This is a genomic window from Ensifer sp. LC384 (assembly GCF_001695865.1).
Taxonomy (GTDB): Bacteria; Pseudomonadota; Alphaproteobacteria; order Rhizobiales; family Rhizobiaceae; genus Ensifer.
Window position 1 is genome coordinate 1 of record NZ_MBST01000027.1, and the last position, 25,122, is coordinate 25,122.

Consider the following 25,122-nt stretch of genomic DNA (forward strand, 5'->3'; position numbering starts at 1 on the left):
GCGATCGAGGTCAGCACCGTCTCGACGCGCCTGTAGGAGTCTTCCGTGCCGCCGACCATGATCGACGGGCCGTGGCGCGCGCCCTCTTCACCGCCGGAAACGCCCATGCCGATGAAGGTCAGGTCCGACCCCTTCAGCGCGTCGAAGCGGCGCATCGTGTCGCGGAAGTTGGCGTTGCCGGCATCGATCAGGATGTCGCCCTTGGCGAGGTAGGGCTTGAGGATTTCCATCTGCTGGTCGACCGGCTCGCCGGCCTTGATCATGATGATGATCGGGCGCGGCGGGCGGATGGCGGCGACGAACTCCTCGATGGTGTCGCAGGGCACGATCTGGCCCTGAAGCGCGCCGGCTTCCGCGTAGAATTTGTGCGTCGCCTCGACGGTGCGGTTGAAGACCGCGATCTTGTTGCCTTTTTCAGCGATGTTGAGCGCCAGGTTCGAGCCCATGACGCCGAGACCGATAAGGCCGATTTCCGCCTGTGACATTGCAAATCTCCTGTCCTGATCGCTCAGAAGCTCAACTGCACCTTCATGGAGCGATTGCGGTCGCCGGCGGTCTCAAAGGCAGTCACCGCCTCCTCGAGCGGGAAGACGCCAGTGAGAAGCGGCTTGAGGTCGACACGTCCCGCATTGATGAGATCAACGGCCAGGCCAAACTCCTCATGGAACCGGAATGTCCCTCGCATCTCGATCTCCTTCGCCACCACCAGGTTCTGCGGGATGGAAACGTCACCTCCAAGGCCGAGTTGCACCAGTACCGACCGAGGCTTCAGAACTTCGAGGCCAGAACGCACAGCCTGCGCATTTCCGGAGGCTTCGAAGTGGACGTCGAAATAGCCTTTGTTGGTAGCGTAGGCTGCGAGCTGATCGGGATTGCTGGCGACGTTGATCACCCGGTCGGCGCCGATGGACTCGGCCTTTTCGAGCACGCCATGCATGACGTCGGTCGCAACGATCTCACGCGCGCCGTGAACACGGGCGGCGATGATCGCGAGCGCGCCGATCGGGCCACAGCCGGTAACGAGCACCCTTTTTCCGAGCAGTGAGCCTGCACGCGCCACGGCGTGCAACGTGACGGCGAAAGGCTCGGCAAGTGCTGCCTCATTGATCGATACGCCGTCAGCAACTTTATGGCACTGCCACGCTTCGGCAGCCAGACGTTGCCTGAACGCGCCCTGGATATGCGGCATCGGCATGGCGCTGCCGTAAAAGCGCATGTTCAGGCAATGATTCTGTTGGCCGCGCTGACAATAGTCGCATGTCCCGCAGGGACGGCTCGGCGACACGGCCACCCGGTCACCGACAGAAAGCCCGGAGACGCCTTCGCCAAGCGCCCTGATCGTGCCTGCGACCTCATGGCCGAGGATCATCGGCTCGCGCAAGCGCACCGTGCCGAAGCCCCCATGGTTGTAATAGTGGAGATCCGATCCGCAGATACCGCCGGCCTCGATCTGAACCTCGATTTGACCAGAGCCCGGAACCTGGTCTTCCCGTTCCTCGATCCGCAAGTCCTTGGCGGCGTGAATGACGACAGCCTTCATGGCGAACCTCAAACAACAGGCGTGACGAGCGCAGCACCGGAGAAGTGCGCTGCGAGGTTTTCACGAACGAGCCGGCCCATCGCCTTTCGGGTTTCGATCGTGCCGGAGGCGTGGTGGGGCTGCAGCAGGACGTTGTCGAGCTTCAGGAACCGCGGATTGAGCATCGGTTCGCCTTCGAAGACATCGAGCGCCGCCGAACCGAGCGCACCGCTTTCCAATGCATCGAGCAAGGCATCCTCGTCGATGTTGGACGCGCGGGAGATGTTGATCAGCATGCCCTCGGGTCCAAGCGCCTCGATGACATCCTTCGAGACGATGTGCCGCGTGGCGGCGGAGGCTGCGAGCGTCACGAACAGGACATCGGAGCGTTCCGCAAGCGCAACCGGATCGGAGACGAAGGTCATGCCTTCCGCATAGGGCTTCTCGGAAACGTCGCTATAGGCGATGTCCATGTCGAAGCCGCGCAGACGCTTGGCTACTTCGAAACCGATGCGTCCGAGGCCGAGCACGCCGGCCCTTTGACCCCAGACACGTCTCTTTAGCGGATAAAGACCCTTGGCGGCCCAGCTGCCATCCTTGACCCAGCTTTCGGCGCCGATCATTCCGCGCGATTGGCAGAGCATCATCGCCACACCGAGATCGGCAACATCGTTTGTCAGGACGTCAGGGGTGTTGGTAACGCGAATGCCGCGATCACGGCAGGCGGCGAGATCGACGGCGTCATAGCCGACACCATAGACGGAGACGATTTCGACCTGGGGGAGCCTGCCGATCAGGTCAGCCGATGCGCCGAGTTCGCCGCGGGTCGCGATCGCCCGGACGCGGGCCCCATGCGCCGCGAGGAACGTATCTCCATCCTCGGCCTCGTAGATCTTGTGGACCACGTAGCGCGCTTCGAGATCCACCAGGTCCCAATCCGGATAGGGGCCCATCAGCAGAATTTCCGGCTTCGTCATCATTTTCCTCCCGTGGGTTCTTCATTGGCCGCGCGATCCGCACGAATGGCCAGCGTGTTCATCGCCAGCGCAACGATGCGCTCCAGCGACTGATCGATTTCGATGGTTATGACGTCCGCCTCCCCCGAGGGAAGCTCGAGAACGGCGAGTTGGCTGTCGAGTAGCGACAGCGGCATGTAGTGGCCCTTTCGCTCCGCCAGGCGTGTCGCGAGCATGGCCCTGGTACCCTGCAGAAAGACGAAGGTGACTGGCTGCCAGGCGCCATCCCGAAGCCGCTCGCGATAGGACCGCTTCAGGGCCGAGCACGACACGACGGTGGCAGTCGGGCTTGCCAGCCGTGCACCGATCTCATCCAGCCAGGGCCAGCGGTCGGCATCGGTCAGCGGGATACCGCTGCGCATCTTCTCGACGTTCGCCGCCGAATGCAGGCTGTCGCCCTCGATGAAGCTTGCGCCCAGATAGGTGGCAAGCCGTTCGCCGACCGTCGATTTCCCGCAGCCCGAGACGCCCATGACGACGACCGGACCGAAGCCGCGGCGGGCCTCAAAGGCTTGTTGTGATACCGCCGTCGACATAGAGCGTGTGTCCATTGACAAAGGAGGAAGCGTTGCTGGCCAGGAAGACGGCGGCGCCCACCAATTCTTCGACCTCACCCCAGCGCGCCGCCGGCGTGCGTTTTTCCAGCCAAGAGGAAAACTCCGCACTGTCGACCAGAGCCTGGTTCAACGGCGTCTTGAAGTAGCCAGGGGCGATCGCGTTCACCTGCAAGCCGTACTTCGCCCAGTCGGCGCACATGCCGCGCGTGAGGTTCCTGACAGCACCCTTGGTCGCCGTGTAGGGGGCGATCGACGGGCGAGCGAGCTCGCTCTGCACCGAGGCAATATTGATGATCTTGCCCGCGCCGCGGCCGATCATGTGTCGGGCCACTGCCTGGCCGACATAGAAGACGCTGGAAACATTCGTCTTCAGCAATTGCTCCCAGCGATCGGCGGGAAAGTCCTCGAGCGGCGAGCGGAACTGCATGCCGGCATTGTTGACGAGGATGTCGATGGCGCCGACATCGTGTTCTATCGCGTCGACACCGCGCTTCACCGCTTCCGCGTCCGTGACGTCAAAATCGCTGACGGCAACCTCGTACCCGAGAGTGCGGAGCGACCTTGCAGCATCGTCGAGCTTGCCGCGGTCACGACCATTGAGAACGATCGATGCGCCGTGCTCGGCAAGGCCCCGCGCAAGCGCGAAGCCAATGCCCTGGGAGGAACCGGTGATCAGCGCCCGCTTACCCTCAAGACTGAACAGTGAATGTGCCATCGTGGCTTCCTTTTGAGAATGATATCGTTCGTGCTCCCTCGCGCTTGTTCGGGAGCACTGACATCATAGACCGACGACCAGGCCCTTCGCCTTAAGAACCGGCTCGAGGTTGCTGACTTCGATGACGGATTTGCCTTGTTTATAGGCTGCGATGTAGCCGGCCTCGGCATCTTCGCGGGCCTGCGAAAGCCTTGCGACCTCCCTGACTTCGTTCCGGCGCACCACGACCAGGCCGTCCGCATCGCCGACAATGACGTCGCCCGGGTTGATCAATTCGCCGCCGACGATGATCGGGTCATTGGTCGCTGTCAGCGTCTCCTTGACGGTTCCCTTGATGCAGACGCTCAGAGAAAACACCGGGAAGCCGAGTTCTCGCAGCTGAAGGGTGTCGCGGACACCTGTGTCGGTCACAAGCCCGCCGATACCCTTGGCGAGGCAGGCGTTGGCGAGCACGTCGCCGAACGAACCGGCCTCCTCATATTCGCCGGCCGACACGACGATGATGTCGCCGGGCTGGGCGTAATTGATCGCAAGCTGGAGCATGATGTTGTCGCGTGGAGCGCATTTGACGGTAAATGCGGGACCACAAAGCTTCATGCGATAGTCGACGGGCTTGAGGCGGGACGAAAGCGCCCCGCGGCGCCCCTGCGCTTCGTGGATGGTCGCCGGCGAGAACTTCGAGATCGCCTCGAGGTCTCGCGCTGACGGACGTTCGGCAATGTTTTTGATATGGGTCATGAAGAGCCTCAAGGTCGTGACGGTGCGATGGCGGCAGTGGTCCCACCGCCCTCAGTGTCGAAATTGTCTGAAAGAAAGCGCGGTAGCCGCTATCCAATCACGGGATCGGATCGAACTTCAGTTCGCTGAGCGGCACGACCTTGTCGGTCCGTGTCATCTTGTATTCGGTGCCCTGGCCGAGCCACTTTTCCCAGATCTTGTTGATCTCGCCATCGGCATCGAGTTTATGCAGGACTTCGTTGACCTTGGCGACGAGCGCTGGTTGATCCTTGGGCATGCCGATACCGATCGGCTGGAACAGCATCGGTTCCTCGATCATCCGCATTTCCTTTCCGCGCGACTTCGATTCGTTGACGAGCTTCGTCGTCGTCATGGTGTTGGCCACCATCCCGCGCGCCTTACCCTGCTGGACTGCGAGGTATGCGGAGGCAGTGTCCTGGAAAGTCAGCGGCTCGGACTTGTTGAGCTTGATCGAAAGCTCGGACGTCGAACCCTTCGCCGACGCGATCCGCACCCCGGCAAAATCGGCCTTGGTCTTGCCCTCGTCCGAGGCGGGGACGATCAACATTTCCTTTGCGAGGTAGTACGGATCGCTGAAGTCGATCTGCTCGGCACGCCCAAGCGTGTAAGCGAGGTTGGCGACGGTGATGTCGACCCGACCGAGTTTGACCTCCGGTACCCGTGCCTCGACAGACACCGGCTTGACTTCGGCTGCAACACCCAGCGCCCCAGCGATCGCCTTGCAGAGATCGACGTCGAAACCGACCATTTCGCGGGTAGCCGGATCGGGCGCAGCAAATGGCGGTACATCGGCAAACGTGGCGCAGCGAAGGGTCTTGGATGACATGATCTTGTCCAGCTGATCAGCTTTCGCGGGCGCAATGGCGCTCGCTCCGGCAAGGACAACGCCCAGCGTGATGCATTTCCATTTCATTGCTGTTCTCCTTTGTTGATTTGGTTAGTGCCGCAAGTCCGCGAGGAAACGCTGCGCACGCGGGTGCTGCGGATTCTTGAAAAACTCGTCCGGGGTCGCAGTCTCGATGATCTGGCCGGCATCGATGAACCAGATGCGATCTGCAACATCGCGGGCAAAGCCCATTTCGTGGGTGACGCAGAGCATCGTCATGCCTTCAGCCGCCAGGCTCTTCATCACGCTCAGAACCTCGCCGACCATTTCTGGATCAAGAGCGCTGGTCGGCTCGTCAAACAGCATCACCGGCGGCTCCATGGCCAGCGCGCGGGCAATTGCCACGCGTTGCTGCTGGCCACCCGACAGTTGGCCCGGATAGGCCGTCTGCTTGTCGGCGAGACCGACGCGCTCGAGCAGCTTGACAGCCCTGGCGCGCGCCTCCGCCACTGGGACGCCTTTCACGCGGATCGGCGACATCGCCACGTTTTCGAGGACGGACAGGTGCGGAAACAGATTGAAGTTCTGGAATACGAAACCGATCCGGCTGCGCAAAAGATTGAGTTCCTTGGTGCGCATCGAGGCGTGAATGTCGTGGCCGTTGAAGGAAATGGACCCGCTGTTGATCTCTTCGAGGCGGTTCACGGTCCGGATCAGCGTCGACTTTCCCGAGCCGGACGGGCCGCAGATGACGACGACCTCGCCACGCCCGACTTCAGCATTGATGTCCTTCAGAACCTTGTAGTCGCCATAGCTCTTGCAGACATTGGAGATGCGGATTGCCTGCGGGTCGCGTTGCTCGATGACTGAGGTGCTCATGGCTGCTCCGTTATGATCTTGGTTGCCGGCGTGGTCTCAGCGATCGCGGCACTGACGGTACCCGCCCGGCGGCGTGCGATGCGCCGTTCCACCCGGTTAGCGACATAGGTCAGGCTCCAGCAGAGCACGTAGTAGACAAGGGCGAGAATGAGGAACACCTGGAACGGCTGTGTCAGCAGTTGGTTGTTCACCTGGCTCGCGGCAAACGTCAGGTCTGGCACGTTGATCACGTAGCCAAGCGTCGTGTCCTTGATCGTCGACACGAAGGTCGAGATGATACTCGGGATCATGTTGTAGAGCGCCTGCGGCAGGATGATGAAACGCATCGCGCCGAGGTAGCTGTGCCCAAGCGCTCGCGCCGCATCCATCTGGCCATGGCTGAGCGAGACAATCCCAGCCCGCACAACTTCGCTCAGGAAGGCGCCCTGATAAATCACGAGCGTCGTCAGCATGATCACGAAGCTCGGGACGTCGGTACCCGTCACGAGCGGCACGACAAAGTAGCACCACAGGATCAGCATCAGGAGGGGCACGCCGCGCGTCACGTAGACCAGCACGGTGACCGGCCAGCGCAACAGCGGCCATCTCGAAAGACGCGCCAGCGCGAAGATGATGCTGACGGGGAATGCAAACCCGATGCTCAACGCCGAAAGGATCAGCGTGTTTGCAAGGCCACCCAGAGGTCCGTTCGGGTATTGACCGATCAGGAGCAGAAGCCAGTAGTCGCGGATGATGGCGATGAGGTCGGTGATCATGCGCGCCCTCCTACCGCCGGGTTCGCCCGCATCGACAGATAGGCGCCGCCCGCCATGATGAGCAGGGAGATGAAGAGGTAGATGAGCGTCCCGATCAAATAGATTTCGAAGGTGCGGAAGCTCAGGTTCTCGATCTCCTTGATCGCATGCGTCAGTTCCGGCGCACCGATGACAAGCGCGAGGCTGCTGTTCTTGAAGAGTGAAACGCTGTGATTGATGAGCGGCGGCAAGGCGTTGCGCACGCCCTGCGGCATGATCACGAAACGCATGGCCGAGAGATAACCATGCCCCAGCGCCTGCGCCGCTTCCATCTGACCGGGACTGACGGCTCTCAGACCAGAGCGCAAATCCTCGCTGAAATAGGCAGCCTGGCAAAGCCCAAGGCCAATGATCGCAAAGATGACTTCGGCGTTGTGGCTGGTGAGCCAGCCGGTCAGCCAATCCGGCATCAGGGTAAAGATGCCGAAGTACCAGAGCATCAACTGAACCAGTGTCGGGACATTTCGATGGTAGGAAACGTAGGCGGCCACGACCCGGTCTCCGGCCGGCAGCGGCGAGAAGCGTATGGCGAGCAGCAGGATCGCAAGCGACATCGCGAGTGTCCAGGAGCCGACATAGATGATGAAAGTCGCCTCGATGCCGTGCGCGAGCATCGACATGAATTCCGGATTCGTCAGGATCACGGAAAGGTCAAACCCGTTCACGGCTTCGTCCCTTTCGCGCGGCTCGCGGGAATAGCAGGCCCTTGCGGCTTTGCGGTTTGCAGACCACCCATCACCTGAAGCGTGGGCGTGATCTCTATGTGTCCGACATTGACGGCCACAGGTGCGGCGACGGCAAAGGCGATGGCTTCGGCTATGTCGGTGGCTTGAGGCAGTTCGAAGCCATCGATGAAGCGCTCCCGAATAGATGGGTCGTCGCCGTGGACATGGGCGAAGATGTCGGTCGCGACCCGGCCGGGGCAAATCTCCGTCACCCTCACCCGCTTTCCGAAAGCGTCGATGCGCAGCTGGTTCGACAGCATGCTGACGCCTGCTTTGGTGGCATGATAGGTCGAGTTTCCGCCGAAATTATAGGCGCCCGCAATCGACGATATATTGATGACATGGCCGCGATCGCGCTTGACCATTCCGGGCACGACCATTCGGCAAAGGTGCAATACTGCACGGAGGTTCACATCCACGAGCAGGTCGATGTCGCCGTCGTCGGCCTCCAGGAACTTTTTGGGGCGATCGACACCGGCATTGTTGACGAGGATGTCGAATTCGACCTCCTTGGCAAGTGCCGAAAGCGCGTCGCGATCGGTGACGTCGATGGCATGCGGCACGCAGCCGGTGCGTTGGGCGAGCTGTTGAAGCGCATCCAGACTGCGAGCGACGGCATGGACCTCGAGACCTTCACGGCAAAATCGCTCCACCACGGCAGCACCGATTCCGGAGGATGCTCCTGTCACCAAAGCGGTCTTGTAATCTGAAAACGGCATCGCGCTCCCCTTTGTTTTGATAACCCTAGCGAAGCTTTGAGGGCTTGCCTAAGACCGATTATCTCTGGAGCAATAAGCAAGCCTTATGGAGCCCGACGGACCCCTGCTCACGGGCACTCTGGCGCCCTCCGCGCTCACGCGTGACGGCGTCCTTACCGGCAAACCGCGGGCCCGCGCGGTTGCAAAACGGCATCCAGCTTGTAACATGCTAAAAAACTTAGAAATGATCCGCGCGGGCCATGGACATCAGGCGCCTAAAATCCTTCATTGTCATCGTCGACAGCGGCAGCATCACGCGCGCCGCTGACATCCTTCACGTTGCCCAGCCCGCACTCAGCCAGCAGCTTGCGGCACTTGAAGATCACTTCGGACAGAAGCTCCTGATCCGCAGCCAACAGGGCGTGAGCATGACCGATGCCGGTCATGCGGTGTATCGCCACGCTCAGATCATCCTGCGGCAGATGGAGCAGGCCCAAGCCGACGCGGCGGCCGCGGGCAACTCTCTCGCCGGCCGTGTCTCCGTGGGTCTTGTGCCGTTCAGTAGCGCTGCAACGCTTTCTGGCGACCTTCTAGCAGAAACCAGAAAACGTCATCCGGGCATTCTTTTGCATCTGACCGAAAGTGTCGGCCAGACCTACAGCCAGATGATCATGAACGGCCGCCTGGAGATGGCGCTCCTGCATGGGACGGGACCGATCAAGGGGGTCCGCTTCGAGCCGTTACTTAGCGAAGAGTTCTTTCTCGTCGCTCACCGGGATTTTGCGATCGAGGATGGCGACAAGCCGGTCCCGGTCGCGGCCCTCGACGGCCTCCCATTCCTGCTGCCGCCTGCGTACAATTTCGTGCGTCGTGCCGTCGACACGGCCTTCACTCGGACGCGCACCAATCTCAAGGTTGTCGGTGAGGTGGAGATCGTGCGAACGCTTGCCCATGCGGTTGCCGGAGGCCTTGGGGCAACAATCATGCCCAAGGCAATCGCTGACCGGATCGTGAAAGAAACAAGTGAACCGTTGATATGCCGCGTGGTGACGCCGAGGATCGAGGAGACGCTTTCGCTCTGCGTCTCCGATCACACCCCGCTTTCGGAGCCGGCGGCAGCCGTGAAGGATATCCTTCTCGAGCTCACCGCCAGGCTCAAACCGTAGTTACTGATAGCCCTTCTGCCGTCTATCTCATCTCGGCGCAGAACTCGGCGATGCGAGCGCAGCCTTCGGCGAGTTGCTCCATGCTCGTTGCATAGGAAATGCGGAAATAGGGGCTCATTCCGTAGGCCGCACCCTGGACCGTTGCCACGTGGTGTTCGTCGATCAATGCCGTAACGAAGTCCACGTCAGTCTCGATCTGTCGGCCGCCCTTGGTCGTCTTGCCGATGAGCCCGGCGATGTTCGGAAAGATGTAAAAGGCTCCATCCGGTTGATGGCACCGCAGACCTTCGATCTCCGCAAGCTTCTTCAAAACGAAATCCCGGCGGGCTCTGTAGATTCTTGCCCGCTCGCGAAGAAGGTCCTGAGGGCCGTCGAGTGCTGCGACCGCCGCTGCCTGCGTCAGCGTTGAAATGCCACCGCTGTTCTGGCCGTTGACGTTGCTGATCGCCGAGATCAGGTCTTTCGGCCCGCCGCAGAAGCCAAGCCGCCAGCCGGTCATCGCGTAGGCCTTGGAGACACCGTTCATGGTCAGCACACGATCGTAAAGCCGCGGCTCGACCTCGGCGATGGTACAGAACTCGAAGTCGCCGTAGACGAGATGCTCGTAGATGTCGTCGGTCAGGATCCACACATGGGGATGGCGCAGCATGACCTCGGCGATCGCAGCCATTTCGTCACGCGAACACGCGGCACCCGTCGGGTTGTTCGGAAAATTGAGAATGAGCCACTTGGTGCGGGGTGTGATCGCGGCATTGAGATCCTCGGCGCGCAATTTGAAGCCCGTCTGTTCCGGGCATGAAACCGGAACCGGCACTCCGCCAGCGAGCTTGACGATGTCGGCGTAGCTCACCCAGGACGGGGTTGGGATGACCACTTCGTCGCCGGGATTGCAGGTGGCGAGGATCGCATTGAAAATCACCTGCTTGCCGCCGCCGGAAACCACGATCTGGCTCGGTTCATAGTCGAGATTGTTGTCGCGCTTGAACTTGCGCGCAATCGCCGCCTTCAGCGCCGCAGTGCCGTCCATTGGCGGATATTTCGTATCGCCGGCAAGGGCGGCGGCATGGGCCGCTTTAATCGCATGATCGGGCGTTGGAAAATCAGGTTCGCCCGAGGATAGGCTTATGACCTTCACTCCACGGGCGGCAAGCTCTCTTGCGCGCTGGGTCATCGCCGCGGAAGCGGAAACGGCGACGTTCTTCAATCGGTCGGCGGTAGCAGGCATGATCTCTTCTTTCGAGTGGTGGACGAATTGAGCTGGAGGCCGAGCAGGCCTGTCACACGACCTCGGCGGCCGGTGCGAGCACGCCGCCGGCGGCCTCGACTTCGCTGCGGACGATCCTGGCAAGCTCCAGGGATCCAGGCGTGTCGCTGTGGACGAGGATCGATCGGGCGGGAACGGCAATCGTGGCACCGTCGATGGTCTTCACGGTTCCTTCGACCAGAAACCGGCGCACGCGGACGCGAACGGCTGCCTCTTCCTTGACCAGGGCTCCCGGCTCGCCTCGCGCGACAAGGCGACCGCTCGCATCGTAGGCGCGGTCGGCGAGAAAAAGAGCGAGGGTCTTCAAATGGGCTCGTTTGGCGGCGGCCTCGATTTCGCTGCCGGGCATGGCAAAGACGATCAGTTCGCTATCCACCGCCCGGATTGCGTCCATCATCAGATCTGCAAGATTGGGATCCCGGCTGACCATGTTGCCCATGGCGGCATGAAAGCTGAAATGGGACACGCGTTGTCCCTCGCTACGCGCAATCGCGATCAGCGCCCCGAGCTGGTAGAGCATCTGCTGACGCAATTCGTCGGCCTGGTACGGCAGTTCGCGGCGGCCGAAGCCCGCGCGATCCGGCAGGCCCGGATGTGCTCCGATGCCAACACCATTCGCCTTTGCAAGGCGGACCATGCGCGCCATCGTGTCCGGATCGCCCCCATGGAAACCGCAGGCGATGTTGGCCGAGGACACGACCTTCATCATCGCTTCGTCGTCACAGAGCCGATAGGGCCCGAAGCCTTCGCCCATATCGGAATTCAGATCGATCTTCATTGATCACTCCTCTTGGCCGACAGATTGTCGTCAGGCCATGATGTTCAGAGCCCGGGTCACCATCGCCGAAGTGACACGGACATCCTCGAGAAAGCGCGCCATCGCCCTTTCGACATCGAGTGCTTCGCGATGCGTCGCCCGGACAAATCTCAAACGGCTGCCGATGCGCGCCTGACCCAGACGCCAGAGATCGGCATCAATGACGCCGGCGATCTTCGGGTAGCCGCCAGCGGTATTGGCATCGCTCATCTGAACGATCGGCTCACCGCCCGGCGGGACCTGAACCACGCCGGGGACTACGCCATGTGAGCGCATCTCGACGGGCGTCGTCGGCCTGATCGGCTCTCCGGAGAGGCGATAACCGGTACGGTCGCTCTTCGAAGAGATCTTCCAGGTCTCAGTCCAGAAACGGTCCGCGTCGTTTCCAAAGAGATCGTGCTCGCCGGCTGGCAATGCACGGATTAGCAGAGACCCGTCATCGGAAACCGGCAGGTGGTCAGAAAGAGCGAACGCAGGATCCACGACGGAAATACCGGCACGCGCCCGATGTCCATCTGTCGCGGCACAAAGTGAGAGCGTGTCCCCTACCCGCAGGTATCTGCCGTCGTTGCCGCCGAACGCACCGCGCAACGACGTGCTGCGCGAGCCCATGACCGGTTCGACATCAACGCCGCCTGCGACACAAACATAAGCGCGTGCCCCAGTCCGGGGCTGGCCAAGGTCAAGCACCTGGCCCTTATCGGCAACATAGGTGCACAAGGCCAGGAGCGGATGCCCGTCGAGGCCGGCGCCACAGTCCGCGCCCGCCACTGTGAAAACGACCGCACCGGTAAAACGAAGCCGGAAAGGAAAGGTCTGAACCTCGATGGCGGCAGCCCCGGGTGCGTTACCGACGAGCAGATTACCAAGCTTGAGGCCTAGGGGATCCATGGCTCCGCTCGCGGTGACCCCGATCTTCCTGTAGCCAGGACGGCCGAGATCCTGGACGGTGTTGAACGGGCCGGTCTCGATAACCTCGATCATAGTTCCACCCTTACAGGCACGAAGCGCACCGTATCGCCCGGCGCCATGATGGCCGGCGTTGGCGACGACGGGTCGAACATCTGCAGTTCGGCAAAGCCGATCGAATTCCAGCCGTTCGGACCGGTCAAAACGGCAACACCCGTCTGCATGCCGCCGATCGTCACACATCCCCTGGCCATGTTGATCGAGGGAACGGTCTTGCGTGGCATGTAGATGCGGGGGTCAAGCCCGTGCAGATAGCCGAATCCGGGAGCGCTCCCCACGGCGAAGACCCGATACGTCGCCTCGTAATGGATGCGGACGACTTCCCGGTCGCTGAGACCGGAGCGGTCGCAAAGTGCGGCAAGATCCGTCGCATGTTCGCCGCCGTAGCAGACGTCGATCTCGATCGTCTTGCCGTCAAGGTCGATGCTCTGAGCACCCTCCCAGGCTTCCATGATACGTGTGACGACCGGTTCCGGATCCTCGGGGATGTCCTTGAAGATCACGAGAAGATTCGTCATCCCCGGAACGATCTCGGAGAGATCCTCCCACGCCTCGACGGCCCGCGACAAAGCCCAGATGCGACGCTGCGACGCGAGGTCGAACTCGCCCAACGCTTCAAGAAGGAAGGCGCGGGCTCCGATCGCTGAGACCCGCGCGCCGACACGGGTCAATTGCAGAGCTGCCGGCGAGGACGTGGGCATGGCAAGCGAAGCGTTCATGATCGAGGCTCGATTTCAAAGAGAGGGTCGCCGAAGCCGACGATCGCGCCATGCTCTGCCACATGCCGTACGATCTGGCCGGAAGCAGGTGCGGCAAGCGGAAGCAGGATCGGGCCGACTTTCACGAAGCCGATCACGTCGCCGCTCTCCACCTCTTGCGGGTGATCTTCCGGCGCGGCGGACCGCGAGATGTCGTGCGACAGGAATTCACCCGCCATCGGCGCCTTCACGGCCACGAACGATGCAGGAACAACGGCGGACCGATCTTCGGCCGTGCGACCGACAATAGGCGACCGTCCGCGTGCAAGGAGAATACGAACACCTTGGGTCGGGCGTTCGATCTCAAGACCGTCGACGCCGGCGGCTTCGAGAGCCGCTGTCAGCTCAGCGATCGTGGCGGGGTCCGTGAAATCCACCTGGCTCATGCCGCGCTCCGTTCCTTCAACCACTTTTCCAGGTAGTGGATGTCCGTTTCACCGCGCGCGAACCCTTGATCCTCAAGGAGAGTGCGAAGCAAAGGAAGGTTGGTGGCGATGCCCTCGATGCTTAGCTCGGCAAGCGCCCCGCGCATTCTCGCGATCGCCTCGGCGCGCGTTTCGCCGTGAACGATCAGCTTGGCGACGAGCGAGTCGTAGTAGGGTGAGATCCGGTAGCCTTCGAAGACGTGCGAATCGACACGAATTCCCACACCACTTGGAAGTCTCAGCCCGGTGATGACGCCGGCGGAAGGCATGAACGTCGTCGGATCCTCCGCATTAATGCGGCACTCGATGGAGTGGCCAACGCAGCGGATGTTCTCCTGCGCAATCGTCAGCGTCTCGCCGAGCGCCACCTTGAGCTGCGCCTGGACGATGTCGACCCCGCTCGTCATCTCCGTGACCGGGTGTTCGACCTGGAGGCGGGTGTTCATTTCGATGAAATAGAATGCGCCACCCTCGTACAGGAATTCGAAGGTTCCGACGCCACGGTAGCCGATCTGTTTGCAAGCCGCGACGCAGGCGCTGCCGACCGCATCAATAAGGTCGTCTGCAATGCCGGGTGCCGGCGCCTCCTCCACTACCTTCTGGTGACGGCGTTGCATGGAGCAATCGCGGTGGCCGAGCCAGACCGCATTGCCATGCGTGTCGCACAGCACCTGGATTTCGATATGCCTTGGATGCTGGAGAAACTTCTCCATGTAAAGCGCCGGCGAACCGAAAGCCTTGCGCGCCTCTTCGCGCGTGAGTGTGACGGCTTCCTCGAGCGCCGTCTCGTTCGCCACGACCCGCATGCCGCGTCCGCCGCCACCACCGGCGGCCTTGATGATCACGGGGTAGCCAATCTCAGTCGCGATTTTGCGGATCGCCGCCGGGTCGTTTGGCAGTTCCTGGTCAGGACCGGGTACGCAGGGAACGCCAGCGGCCATCATCGCGCTTTTTGCCGCGATCTTGTCACCCATCGTTGCGATTGCCGATGCATCTGGCCCGACAAAGACGAGACCCGCCTCCTCGACCGCCGCACTGAAGGCGGCGTTTTCAGACAGGAACCCGTAACCCGGGTGAACTGCTCCAGCGCCGGAAAGCCGAGCCGCAAGCAGAAGCGCGTCCTTGTTGAGATAGCTCTTCGTTGCAGCTGCGGGGCCAATACAAAGCAACACGTCCGCACTCTGGCCATAGAGCGCATCGCGGTCAGCTTCCGAACATACGGCCACGGTCTTAAGCCCGAGTGCGTGACAGGCGCGCTGGATCCTGAGCGCGATCTCGCCGCGATTGGCGATGAGAACCGTGTCGAAGCGACGTTGTGACTGGTCGGGCCGATCCTGCATCACGCGATCTCCGCAAGCAGTTGGCCGGCCTCAACCTCGGTTGCATCCGCCACTAGGATACGGGTGATACGGCCGGCACGGGGCGCAGCGATCCGGTTCAAAACCTTCATCGCCTCGATGATGAAGAGTGTCTGGCCCTCTTCGACTTCGTCACCTTCTTTGATGAAGGCGGCCTCGCCGGGAGCGGGCGCGACATGGAGCACTCCGAAGATCGGCGACGTGACGGTGGACAATGCACCGGACGCTTGGGAGTCCCCAGCCACGCCAACTGGCCGAGCACCGTGAGGAGAGGCAACGGTGGATTGGCCGGAGACGCTCTCGCTGCCCCGCTCTCGAAAGATCCGGACGGTTATGCCCTTCTCGGTCACGGTCAATTCCGTGACGTTTGATCGCCCGACAAAGTCGATCAGGGTTTTGATTTTCGAAAGGTCCATTCTTCAACTCGGCATTCGGAGGACGTTGCCGCGTGATCTCGTTCGAGCGCGACAACTTCTGTCCTTTGGTAACACGAGCAATGAACCGATGGGGTCAGACGAAGTTTTGATGGACTGGCCTGCAAGCCAAACGCCCAAAGAAATATGAGCGTAACAGGTTCAGGCAGCCGCGCTGCGAGAGCCTGTTCTCGCACGGCTTGACGGGTAAAAAATTGCCGCAGGAGGGCCAGCGTGAGCGGCCGCCCGGTGGACACCTGCGGGCAAGCAGCGCATTGGTTTTTTTCCACCGCCAGCAGGTAACGCTCGTGCGCGATCGAGAAGAAACGCAAACAGCCGATGTTTTCGACCGGCCGGATGAAGCCGAGATTGATCTGGCCGTTTTCAGTCCACGAATGATGTCGCCGGTCGGGCCGCTGGAGATATGCAGTTCGATATCGGGATACTTGCGGCTGACCTTGCCCCGTTGAAATATGAAACCCTCTTCTCGTCACTGGCCCATGCTCGATCAGCGCTTTCAACCTGGCGCAGCGACTACAACGATCACCGACCGCACTCTGGCCTCGGCTGGCTGACACCTGCCGAGTTCGCTCAGACCGTCAACCCGCGACGTGATGCGGTGCTGCGCAGCCGAAATGGCTCCGCACCGCAACCCGTCGCTACCGCCGCAAATGCAGCAACCAAAAACCGCTGGAGCGAACTCAAAACCGGATAAAACTTGGGGGCAAGGTCAGCGGTTCAGAACGTCAAAAAGCCCGCGGACATTGCTGTCTTGCGGGCTTTTTTTATGATCTGGTTGCGGGGCCTGATAGCACTGAGACTTGCACTTCCGCGCCGCATCTAGAACAGTTGACCGGACGGGGTCGCCATTCGAGAGACGATCCTACAATAGCGCCTAACTTGCAACGGCAGCGCGGCATGACGAAAGTATTTGCTCCCATTGGCGCTTAGCCCCTTTTCCGCTTACACGGGCGAATCGTTTGTTTCCTGATGCCTTGCGAACCGCAGACACGATCCTTTGAAAATCGGCGTCGTCTGTCGGCTCAAACCGGACTCCCAGCCGAGCAAGACGACCATTCACTGCCCCGATGATTTCTGCAGCACCGTCCCAATCCTCTTTCGCTGCGAGCACTCCGCTTATCGCTGCGACAGCGAGGTTCACTACCATCGGGTAGTCATATCTCTCGCCGATAGCCAGGGCCCGGCCGGCGAACGCCGCAGCGTTCCTCCAATCGCTGCTGTGCAGTCTGAAATGGGCGAGGTTCTGCAATAGGTGGCCATGCCAATAGGTGTCACCCAGTTTGTCGAGCAGTTTGAGGGCATCAAGATAGTAGGCTTCGGCAGCAGCCTCGTCCCCTTCGGCGCGTGTTCCTTCCCCAATTGCAATAAGCGCAAGCACGGTTCCATGGTCGTCGCCGATGAGCTTCGCCAGTTCGAGTGATTCCACGATCAAAGCGCCGCCTGCGTCAGGGTCACCCGAGGTGGCTTTGGCAATGCCGGCAATAATCCCGGCACTCGCAATTCCGGCCTTGTTCCCCAGCTCGGAGTAGATACGGTGACTTTCAACGCCGCTTTCGCGCGCTGTTTCAGGCTCACCAGACATGTACCGGATCAAGGCGGCTGAGTTCAAAATTCGCGCCCGCGGCTCTGGTTCACCTGTGGTCCGCGCGTGTTGCAAAGCTTTGTCCGACCATGTTCTCGCTTCCGAAAACTGGCCCCTCGATATCCAAAGCCACGTCAGCGCCTCGATGAGCTTGGCGGATTGAAGGGCGCTGGATTGCCTCATCCGCCATTCGAGTGCCACCCGAATGTTCCCAGACTCTTGCATCAGGTGCTCGACAGAATCGCGCTGATTGAACCTCATCACGTTTGGCGCGGCTGACAGAACAAGCTCGGTAAAATGGTCCGCCTGACGGTCACGGATAGTTTCGTACTCGCCCGACCCGCGCAGCTTGTCGAGCGCATAATCGCGAACCGTGTCCAGCATGTTGAGACGCGGATGGCCCAGAGCTGTCGTTCTGAACAATAGGCTTTTGTCCAGAAGAGCTTCTACCTGGTCAACGACATCGATCTCGTCCTCGAACAAGGATACGACGGCACGAAGATCGAAGCCGCCGTTAAAGACGGCCGATGCATAAAAAACCCGGCGCTGGCTTTCCGTCAGGAGATGGTCGCTCCATCCGATCATCAGACGAAGGGTACGGTGACGAGGATCACTATCCCGCGCCTTGCTTCGAAGGTCTTGCATACTGTATTGAAGACGGTCCTCCAGCTCCGCTACACTGAGGAGCCCTACATGCGAGGCTGCCAGTTCAAGCGCCAGTGGTAGCCCGTCAAGTCTCCGGCATATTCTGGATACCGGCCCCAGTGTGTCATCTCCCAAGCTGAAGTCCGGTCGTTCGCGGCGTGCGAACTTCTCAAAGAGCTGCACGGATGGATTCTCGAGAATCCGGTCGAAGCCCTCCCCTTCGTCCGGTACGCTGAGGGGAGGCACGACGAATTCCGTCTCCGAGCGCAATTTGAGGGGCTCGCGACTGGTGCTCAGAACGGTGGTCGCCGGACATGTTTTGCGAATGGCATTTATGACCGGCGCAGCTTCGACCAAATGCTCGAAAGTGTCGAATATCAACAACACCTCAGCGCCACCCAGCGAGTTGCACACCGTTTCGATGGCGGAGATACCGGGCACCTCCTGCAGGCCTATGGCCTTGCAGATTTCCGAACCGATCAGATCCGGATTGTCAATTTCTCTCAACTGTACGAAAAACACGCCCCGTGAAAAGAAGCTTAGCGCTGATCTGCCAGCGCGGATCGCCAAGCTTGTCTTGCCCACGCCGCCGGCGCCTGTCAGCGTAACAATACGGCTCTGTTTATCCGCTAGTATTTGATTTAGCCGGGCTAATTCCAGGCCCCGACCGTAGAGAACCGGCAAATCGGACGGGAGATTGGTGCGATTCGCGCCGATCGATGAGATAGGTGCAAATTCGCTTGGTAGTCCCGGGACCACCAGATCGAACAGCGCTTCAGGATATCGAAGGTCCTTGAGGCGATGGAATCCGAGATCGCGCACTTCTACGGTCGCTCCGATGAGGCCTTCTGCCAGCTCATCGCGGACGACGTTCGAAATGACGATCTGACCTCCATGTGCCACCGATGCAATACGAGCCGCACGATGCACCTCTATTCCGGTCACGGTTACATCATGTCTTCTCACAGTTCCGGAATGCAGACCCATCCGGACCAATGGCTTGCATCCTTGAGCCCATTCTTCTTTCTTGAGAGCAAGTTGGGCGTCAATCGCTGCCTGAACCCCTTGGGCGGAGCCAGGAAAGAGTGCGAAAACAGAGTCGCCAACAACGTTTATTTCCTCGCCACCATAGGATTGGATGGCGTTGCGCAGCAACTCATTGTGCCGAAGGAGCATCTCATCATAGAGGTCGGGATAAGAATCCACCAGGTTTGTCGAACCCTCAATGTCAGTAAAGAGCATGCAAACGCTGTTGCCTGGCGATTGAGTCTGGCTTTCTACCGGGGGTACCATAACAAAACCTCTCTCGGCTTCGTTGACGGAGCCGCTCCGAACAAGGATGTCCGTCGAAGGCATTTGGTCAGAGCAAGTTGAGTGCAATGTATGCTCAGGCGCTTGGAGAAAGACGAACCACTTCCTTTGCAATTGAGGAGCTCATTCCATGAGCCGGCACGATGGGCGTTGGCCAGTTGACTTTCAGCCTGCCGGAAGTCCTCGATTTCCGGCCGAAGGCCGCATCGCCGAGCTTCGGCGACGGCCCTGCAAAAGACGTTGAACCTCATCAGGTCGGCCTGCAGTTCGCTCGAGCCGTCAAGAATATTCCAAACCGACGCAGTCGGCACCTTCAATTCTCCGATGAGCCAGTCAATTTCATTGCCGAGCCGTGGATAGCCCCGCCCGGAACAGCAAAGCCACTCGATGAACTCGGCTTCAATCTGTTGCCGATCCGCGCCACTCAGCGCATCGGGGGCCCGTTCCCTGCCATCACCCAGAAGGCCAAACAACTGAGGTGATCTGGATGCGCGGGGCGGACCTCTATCAACCTCTAGTAATTTCAAGACCTTGTTAGCGGCCTGAACGGCGTCGGTGCGCTTCGTATCTATCGCCGTTAAAAAGTCGCGCAGTTCGCCCGAGAGGTGGCGCCCGGCTTTCTGATAGGCTCTGGGCCAGGTCCTGAGAGTAAAATGAAGCAATTGAGCTGCCGAGATAACTTCCTCGGCTTCGGCTGCTCCTACGAGACCGTTCCTTATGGCCCGCCGCAGCGCGATCCGCATATTGATCAAAGGCTCCGTAAGCGACGGATAAGCCCTGTCCTCGCGGTACAGGACTGCCACCTCGTCCTCCGCGGATATTATCCGGTCTTTGAACAGCCGAAATATGATCCCTGCGCCATGCACACCTGCAGGAGAGCAATCCGCCGCTCGGAGCGCCCCCATGCTGGAGGCACCGACCACGACCGCCCCGTCCTGGACAACGTCAACGACTTCCCGTGGCGAAATGGAAAGTACGTTGCCAAATGCGCCGTCCAGGACCAGAAAGAACTCGTACTTCAAGATGCGACAAGCATAAAGGTCCCCCCGCCTCGCTGGCGGTCTTATGATCGCACCTGGCAATATGGACATGATGTCCGAAGCGGGCGCACTTGGCCCCAAAAACACGACTGGCGGCATCCGCATCGTGCCCATTACAGTAGGTGCCTTGCACTTCGCCAGCCAACCCGGCGGTGGTCGATCGTAAAGAGCGATAGACCGGGTACGCGCACCCTCACAACGGGCAGGTCCAGCGACTTTCGGCTCATGTCAATCACTATGACCTGCGTAAGTCCGACGGACTTCAGCCTCTCCAGGACAAATTCGATTTCTGACTCAAGATCTGGCAAGTTTGCATTGGCAATGGTGGAGAAGTCATGCTCGGCTACAGGAATCCCGGGCTCGGATACGCTGGCCCGCCGCGAAGGGGGGACTTGGTTGTACGAGTCACGGGCACCGTGAATGACCCCGAGCCTTGATTGGAATGACTCAAGGATAGCGTGTGTAACGGCGGCGCCGGCCTGAAGGTCAGCGCCCCACCCCGCAACGACCAGCGGCATCGGCCCCGCGGCACTACAAAAGGACGGGTCTATCAACGTGCTCGATATGACTGGTATGTCAAGGTCGCTCGTCAGATCTTCCAGGATGAGTCTCAGCTTTGATTCCTTGGCGCGCTCGGCAAGCGCCTTGGGTATTGGAGGAAGTGAATCCAGATCAATCCTGCGTCCAGCAGGCCCGGCGTCCCCCGCATGTCCATACTGTTCAAAGAAGTGGTGCTGACTGACCGCATCCCGTTCGACAACCTCCAGAAGCGCGCTGCGTACCGCCCGGCCACGAGTGAACCCGGCGGCCAAGCCATTGGTATCGACCTGATCCAGTATACCTTCCTTTGCAGGAGACCGCGCCAGGTCGGCTGGAACCCAGATCGGACGAGCCCGGATGAATTCCCAACCCTCGACCCATTCAATCCGCGAATCTGGACGATAACTGGTCAGAGGGGGAAGATCGAAGGACAGAGGATCGGCAACGTAGGCACCGGAAGCTTTAAGCTCAAGATAAGTGGAATATCGAGACTCGCGCTCGAACTCCTCTGCGCAAACCCTCTCGATCGACTCCATGATGGCACTGATGCGAGCCGTTTCTTTGTCCACCCCTTTGCCCAGATGGGTGGTCAAATCTCGTGCCAGGGGAGTGACCGCTGCAAACACAGGAATGCCCAGGACGTCGAGTGGTGTGATGTCGGCTATGCGTGTTACCGGGACTTGCTCGATTGTTGATTTGAGGAGCAGCTTGTGTTTGGCTTCTTCTAAGGCGCTGTGCCCCTCATTGCGGCGGTCGTACAACGGCCACCGGTCCAGCAGAGCGGACGACACCACGAATTCAGAATCCACAGATGACCTGATGGTTATTGTTGAGGTATATGTGGGTCCCAGTCGAACTACTTATCTTTTCGAGAACCGTCATTTCGGCGTCGCCCAGGTTTGCGATCGCATCATGTACCGCTTTCGGGAGCAAATTCGCGTCCACATCGGGAATGACATTCGAATTCTTCAGCCTGTCGAAATTTGACTGGAAGTCCGCCATTTGTGATCTCCTCAGGCTCTGAGTAGTTTTCGATGCTTGCTAGATTGCTGTCAGTGATCTTGGGAGAGGATGCCTCTCAATAACAATAGGATGCCACCCCTTATCTGTCCAGTACTACTCTTTAATACTAAAGAGCTACTTATATTTTGACCATTCTGAACTTGAAAGGCATCTGGAATGAGTTAGGATTTCCCGGGTTTGTTTGTTGTTCATGGGCTGGTGTCGCTATGGGTATGTTTGAAAGACGAGCGAATAGTGTCGTTGTGAGGGGTAGAATCGAACTCTGCATGCCCGCTCTTAAGGCGGCTTTTGGCGACCTTTGGCGAACCGAGCCTCAACGGGAAATGACGATCGCTTTCCTCGTCTTGCTGCATCAGATCATGCGGGCGTCGGTCCCCCTCATGCAATCCGCCGCGGTCAGATGCGATCAACTGGAAGGAACCGATAAGCTTGCCGCCTTGCTGGGAGAGTACTATCGCCATCATACTTCCGAAGAACTGCACCACGATACCTGGGCACTCGAGGACCTTGAGGCTGCAGGGTGCGATCCCAGGCGGGTTCTATCCATCACCCCTTCCGTCGAAGTCGCGCGCTTGGTCGGCAGCCAGTATTATTGGCTTCAGCACCATCATCCTCTCATGCTTCTCGGATACATTGCGGTTCTCGAGGCTTTTCCTCCTGCCGACAGTGTGATCGATGAGATTCGAGATCGTTCATGCCTTCCGAACTCAACGTTCAGGACTTTGAGAATTCATGGGGACCTTGATCCAACCCATAGCGCTGAGATCGACCACACGTTTGATACGCTGCCGCTGGATCAGGAACACTTGGAAATGGTTGGTTTGAGCGTTCTCCATAGCTGCGATGCACTCGCGGCAAGCGTGCGAGCGCTGCGCCCACTCAACTTTCTTAGCGGATCGACATCCGAATGAATCTGCCATTTGCCGTCGGTTTGATACTCCCTTCAGAGACATTGCTGTCGCTAAAGTCAGTACCGCAACCCGTCGCTACCGCCGCAAATGCAGCAACCAAAAACCGCTGGAGCGAACTCAAAACCGGATAAAACTTGGGGGCAAGGTCACTTGGGGGCGCGGATTTGCGGGCTCCAGAACGTCAAAAAGCCCGCCGACATTTCTGTCTTGCGGGCTTTTTGTTTGATCTGGTTGCGGGGGCCTGATGCCACAGAGACTTGTAACCGAAGTCCATGTGAGTCCATAATGACGAGGACCCAGAAATTGTTCGAAACGCGATCCCGAACGCCGTATTTGGGCGAGAAGTTTGAACTGCGCCGGGTTCCTCCTCGATGCTTTGGAGCAGGCGCTTCATGATCAGCCTCCCGCTGGACGGGACGGCTTCGCGTTGTCAAGGTCGGCCGTCCGGAGGCAGGCTGCGGTCGCCCTGGTAATAGTAGAACTCGTTCTGGAAGAACAAGCCCGCAGGCGGCAGGATGGCCGCGCCGGGTCCGCGTGTCCCGAGCAGGTAAAAGCCGGCACCGCCCTCTGCCGCTTGCGTCGCTGTCGGCGCTGCGAGCATCATGACAGCGACAATGGCGCCAGCATGTTTCTTCATTTCAATCCCCTCTTCGCATTTCAATCGTGCATCCCACCGGCAGACATCGAGCAGACCATGTGGTGCGCCCCCTAAAGGGCATTGATCGTGCGCCCTGGCGCGCCGAAGCGCGCCAGGGAAATCGAAGCCGCCCTCAGGTCGGCTTGGCTTAGCCGATCGGCATCGCCACTACTGCGTCTGCTGAAGCCTCAGGATCTGCGACTGCACGCCCTCGATGGTCTTGCCGACGTCGGCGCTCATGCCGAGTTGGCGGATCGGGAACTCCTTGAAGCTTGCCAGGTGCTGCACGGCGATATTGACGATCGGCGTCAGTGCCCAGGTCTTGTGCTCGGAGAGCTGTCGGTTGATGTCGCCGTCCTGACGCTCAAACGGATCCATCCGCAGGTTGGTGATCAGCGGACGACCATAGCTCTGCAGGGGGCTGTCCCACTTGCCGCCTTCCTTGGCCGAGAAGGTCACCTTGTAGTAGCCGTAGCGGATCGCGGTCAGCACCGTCTCGTCATAGTAAAAGACGAACTTGCGGTTCGAATTCTCCTGCTCGCCGCGGAAGAAGGCGCCCTGGTCGAAACCGTCGAGGTGGACCTTATAGTCCTTGCCATTGAAGGACGCCCCTTTGGCCAGGCGCGGCGCGAGATCATCGACGCCCGCCGCCGCCGCTATCGTCGGCATGAGGTCGGTCATGTCGACGATCTCGGATGAGACACGACGTCCCGAAGCACCCGGCCAGCGGACAACGAAGGGCGCCCGCACGCCGCCCTCCCAGGTCGTGCCCTTGTCGCCGCGGAATGGCGTCGTGCCGCCCTCCGGCCACATGTATTGGTAGGCACCGTTGTCGGTCGTGAAGACGACGATCGTGTTTTTGGAGAGACCCGTCTTGTCGAGTTCGGCGAGGAGCTGGCCGACGTGATCGTCTAGCTCGGCAAGACCGTCGCCATAGACGTCCTGGCTGCCGGCGCGCGAAACACCCTTCCTTTCGTCCTTCAGGTGCAGGAAGACATGCATGCGCGTCGGATTGTGCCAAAGGAAGAAGGGCTTGCCGTCCTTCGCCCGGTCATCGAGATATTTGATCGACTTGCCGAGCGCCTCCTCGTCGAAGGTCTCCATACGCTCCGTCGTCAACGGTCCTTCGTCCTTCACAGGGCCGCCGGCGGTGCAGGAAACGACGCCGCGCGGATCATATTTTGCCCGGAACTCCGGATTTTCCGGGCGGTCCGGGTCCTCGAGATCCTCATTGGCGTTGAGGTGGTAGAGGTTGCCGAAATACTCGTCGAAGCCGTGGTTGCACGGCAGGTGTGCGTCGAGGTCGCCGAGATGGCTCTTGCCGAACTGTGCGGTCGCATAACCAGCCGACTTCAGCACTTCCGCAATCGTGATGTCCTCGGCCTGCAGGCCGGCGGGCGAGCCTGGCGTACCCACGGTGGTCATGCCGGTGCGCACCGGCAACTGCCCGGTGAGGAACGCAGCGCGACCGGCGGTGCAACTCGGTTGCGCATAGAAGGACGTCAACCGCAGCCCCTCCTCGCCGATGCGGTCGATGTTCGGCGTCTTAACGCCCATGATGTCGCCGCCGTAGGACGAGACGTTCATCCAGCCGATGTCGTCGGCCATGATGACAAGAATGTTGGGCTTTGCCGCATCCTGCGCCTGTGCGGCTGGCACCAACGGCGCCTGCGCGGCCGTCAGGCCCAGACCGCCAGCAACGATCGCCGCAGCCGCGAGCATCGACTTCTTCAATGAGTTTAACCGAGTGACTT

At 60.1% G+C, this 25,122-nt stretch carries 26 protein-coding genes and 3 pseudogenes; 4 read left to right on the forward strand and 25 right to left on the reverse strand.

Annotation, left to right across the window (positions count from 1 at the left end; all coding sequences use genetic code 11):
- The 11 genes from BC363_RS20380 to BC363_RS20430 all read right to left on the reverse strand — a co-directional run.
- The coding region (locus tag BC363_RS20380) for an NAD(P)-binding domain-containing protein (protein WP_161952481.1) at positions 1-485 on the reverse strand (485 nt) is incomplete at its 3' end.
- A 23-nt stretch (positions 486-508) separates the two neighbouring features.
- Positions 509-1,540 (reverse strand): L-idonate 5-dehydrogenase, encoded by a 1,032-nt coding sequence (locus BC363_RS20385; protein WP_065784143.1) that lies wholly within the window; start codon positions 1,538-1,540, stop codon positions 509-511.
- A gap of 8 nt (positions 1,541-1,548) precedes the next feature.
- Positions 1,549-2,496 carry a 2-hydroxyacid dehydrogenase gene (locus BC363_RS20390; RefSeq protein WP_065784144.1) on the reverse strand — a complete coding sequence of 316 codons (948 nt, stop codon included), beginning with the start codon at positions 2,494-2,496 and terminating at the stop codon, positions 1,549-1,551.
- The gene (locus tag BC363_RS20395) at positions 2,496-3,071 is read right to left on the reverse strand and encodes a gluconokinase (protein WP_065784145.1); all 576 of its coding nucleotides are present in this window, start codon (positions 3,069-3,071) and stop codon (positions 2,496-2,498) included. The genes BC363_RS20390 and BC363_RS20395 overlap by 1 nt, the downstream gene beginning before the upstream one ends.
- A complete protein-coding gene (locus BC363_RS20400) occupies positions 3,040-3,807 on the reverse strand; it encodes an SDR family oxidoreductase (protein WP_065784146.1) in 768 nt (255 codons plus the stop codon). Before BC363_RS20400 ends, BC363_RS20395 begins: the two co-directional genes overlap by 32 nt.
- A 63-nt stretch (positions 3,808-3,870) precedes the next feature.
- Positions 3,871-4,545 carry a 4-carboxy-4-hydroxy-2-oxoadipate aldolase/oxaloacetate decarboxylase gene (locus tag BC363_RS20405; RefSeq protein ID WP_065784147.1) on the reverse strand — a complete coding sequence of 225 codons (675 nt, stop codon included), beginning with the start codon at positions 4,543-4,545 and terminating at the stop codon, positions 3,871-3,873.
- Positions 4,546-4,642: 97 nt separating this feature from the next.
- The gene (locus tag BC363_RS20410) at positions 4,643-5,479 is read right to left on the reverse strand and encodes an ABC transporter substrate-binding protein (protein WP_065784148.1); all 837 of its coding nucleotides are present in this window, start codon (positions 5,477-5,479) and stop codon (positions 4,643-4,645) included.
- A 24-nt stretch (positions 5,480-5,503) separates the two neighbouring features.
- Positions 5,504-6,271: an amino acid ABC transporter ATP-binding protein gene (locus BC363_RS20415; protein ID WP_065784149.1), complete on the reverse strand. Its 768-nt coding sequence runs from the start codon at positions 6,269-6,271 to the stop codon at positions 5,504-5,506.
- Positions 6,268-7,026, reverse strand: a complete 759-nt coding sequence (locus tag BC363_RS20420; protein ID WP_065784150.1) for an amino acid ABC transporter permease — start codon at positions 7,024-7,026, stop codon at positions 6,268-6,270. Before BC363_RS20420 ends, BC363_RS20415 begins: the two co-directional genes overlap by 4 nt.
- Entirely contained in the window at positions 7,023-7,730 is a 708-nt protein-coding gene (locus tag BC363_RS20425) for an amino acid ABC transporter permease (RefSeq protein ID WP_065784151.1), read from the reverse strand. The genes BC363_RS20420 and BC363_RS20425 overlap by 4 nt, the downstream gene beginning before the upstream one ends.
- Positions 7,727-8,509: an SDR family oxidoreductase gene (locus tag BC363_RS20430; protein ID WP_065784152.1), complete on the reverse strand. Its 783-nt coding sequence runs from the start codon at positions 8,507-8,509 to the stop codon at positions 7,727-7,729. Before BC363_RS20430 ends, BC363_RS20425 begins: the two co-directional genes overlap by 4 nt.
- Positions 8,510-8,748: 239 nt before the next feature.
- Between BC363_RS20430 and nac the strand changes: the two genes are divergently transcribed.
- Positions 8,749-9,654, forward strand: a complete 906-nt coding sequence (gene nac / locus BC363_RS20435) for a nitrogen assimilation transcriptional regulator NAC (RefSeq protein ID WP_065784153.1) — start codon at positions 8,749-8,751, stop codon at positions 9,652-9,654.
- Positions 9,655-9,676: 22 nt separating this feature from the next.
- Here the strand turns inward: nac and BC363_RS20440 are convergent, their stop codons facing one another.
- The 8 genes and pseudogenes from BC363_RS20440 to BC363_RS35530 form a co-directional block, all read right to left on the reverse strand.
- Positions 9,677-10,879 carry a pyridoxal phosphate-dependent aminotransferase gene (locus BC363_RS20440; protein ID WP_065784154.1) on the reverse strand — a complete coding sequence of 401 codons (1,203 nt, stop codon included), beginning with the start codon at positions 10,877-10,879 and terminating at the stop codon, positions 9,677-9,679.
- 52 nt (positions 10,880-10,931) lie between these two features.
- A complete protein-coding gene (locus tag BC363_RS20445) occupies positions 10,932-11,696 on the reverse strand; it encodes a 5-oxoprolinase subunit PxpA (protein WP_065784155.1) in 765 nt (254 codons plus the stop codon).
- Positions 11,697-11,726: 30 nt separating this feature from the next.
- On the reverse strand, positions 11,727-12,719 hold the full coding sequence (locus BC363_RS20450) for a biotin-dependent carboxyltransferase family protein (protein ID WP_065784156.1): 993 nt from the start codon (positions 12,717-12,719) through the stop codon (positions 11,727-11,729).
- Entirely contained in the window at positions 12,716-13,405 is a 690-nt protein-coding gene (gene pxpB, locus BC363_RS20455; protein ID WP_244512770.1) for a 5-oxoprolinase subunit PxpB, read from the reverse strand. Before pxpB ends, BC363_RS20450 begins: the two co-directional genes overlap by 4 nt.
- Before the next feature lie 14 nt (positions 13,406-13,419).
- Positions 13,420-13,848, reverse strand: a complete 429-nt coding sequence (locus BC363_RS20460) for a hypothetical protein (protein ID WP_065784158.1) — start codon at positions 13,846-13,848, stop codon at positions 13,420-13,422.
- Entirely contained in the window at positions 13,845-15,227 is a 1,383-nt protein-coding gene (accC, locus tag BC363_RS20465; RefSeq protein WP_065784159.1) for an acetyl-CoA carboxylase biotin carboxylase subunit, read from the reverse strand. Before accC ends, BC363_RS20460 begins: the two co-directional genes overlap by 4 nt.
- The gene (locus tag BC363_RS20470; RefSeq protein WP_065784160.1) at positions 15,227-15,661 is read right to left on the reverse strand and encodes an acetyl-CoA carboxylase biotin carboxyl carrier protein subunit; all 435 of its coding nucleotides are present in this window, start codon (positions 15,659-15,661) and stop codon (positions 15,227-15,229) included. The genes accC and BC363_RS20470 overlap by 1 nt, the downstream gene beginning before the upstream one ends.
- Positions 15,662-15,945: 284 nt before the next feature.
- A pseudogene (locus BC363_RS35530) lies at positions 15,946-16,118 on the reverse strand (LysR substrate-binding domain-containing protein); the annotation flags it as partial.
- A 15-nt stretch (positions 16,119-16,133) separates the two neighbouring features.
- Between BC363_RS35530 and BC363_RS20475 the strand changes: the two are divergent.
- Positions 16,134-16,373, forward strand: a pseudogene (locus BC363_RS20475) (integrase core domain-containing protein); the annotation flags it as partial.
- 180 nt (positions 16,374-16,553) lie between these two features.
- Here the strand turns inward: BC363_RS20475 and BC363_RS20480 are convergent.
- Positions 16,554-19,199, reverse strand: coding sequence for an adenylate/guanylate cyclase domain-containing protein (locus BC363_RS20480; RefSeq protein ID WP_065784162.1), 2,646 nt, complete (start codon positions 19,197-19,199; stop codon positions 16,554-16,556).
- Between the two features lie 161 nt (positions 19,200-19,360).
- On the opposite strand from BC363_RS20480, the gene BC363_RS36030 reads away from it, so the two are divergent.
- Entirely contained in the window at positions 19,361-19,699 is a 339-nt protein-coding gene (locus BC363_RS36030; protein ID WP_244519928.1) for a hypothetical protein, read from the forward strand.
- Positions 19,700-19,867: 168 nt separating this feature from the next.
- On the opposite strand, the pseudogene BC363_RS36035 reads toward BC363_RS36030, so the two are convergent.
- The 3 genes and pseudogenes from BC363_RS36035 to BC363_RS20495 all read right to left on the reverse strand — a co-directional run.
- Positions 19,868-20,371 (reverse strand): annotated as a pseudogene (locus tag BC363_RS36035) (TfuA-like protein); the annotation flags it as partial.
- Positions 20,371-21,558: a YcaO-like family protein gene (locus BC363_RS20490; RefSeq protein ID WP_244519925.1), complete on the reverse strand. Its 1,188-nt coding sequence runs from the start codon at positions 21,556-21,558 to the stop codon at positions 20,371-20,373. The gene BC363_RS20490 and the pseudogene BC363_RS36035, both read right to left, overlap by 1 nt.
- Before the next feature lie 37 nt (positions 21,559-21,595).
- A complete protein-coding gene (locus BC363_RS20495) occupies positions 21,596-21,799 on the reverse strand; it encodes a hypothetical protein (RefSeq protein WP_065784164.1) in 204 nt (67 codons plus the stop codon).
- A 146-nt stretch (positions 21,800-21,945) separates the two neighbouring features.
- On the opposite strand from BC363_RS20495, the gene BC363_RS20500 reads away from it, so the two are divergent.
- Positions 21,946-22,731, forward strand: coding sequence for an iron-containing redox enzyme family protein (locus BC363_RS20500; protein ID WP_244519926.1), 786 nt, complete (start codon positions 21,946-21,948; stop codon positions 22,729-22,731).
- A 430-nt stretch (positions 22,732-23,161) separates the two neighbouring features.
- Here the strand turns inward: BC363_RS20500 and BC363_RS35535 are convergent, their stop codons facing one another.
- A complete protein-coding gene (locus BC363_RS35535) occupies positions 23,162-23,368 on the reverse strand; it encodes a hypothetical protein (RefSeq protein ID WP_065784166.1) in 207 nt (68 codons plus the stop codon).
- A 168-nt stretch (positions 23,369-23,536) separates the two neighbouring features.
- The gene (locus BC363_RS20510; RefSeq protein ID WP_083223534.1) at positions 23,537-25,090 is read right to left on the reverse strand and encodes an arylsulfatase; all 1,554 of its coding nucleotides are present in this window, start codon (positions 25,088-25,090) and stop codon (positions 23,537-23,539) included.
- Positions 25,091-25,122: the final 32 nt, after the last annotated feature.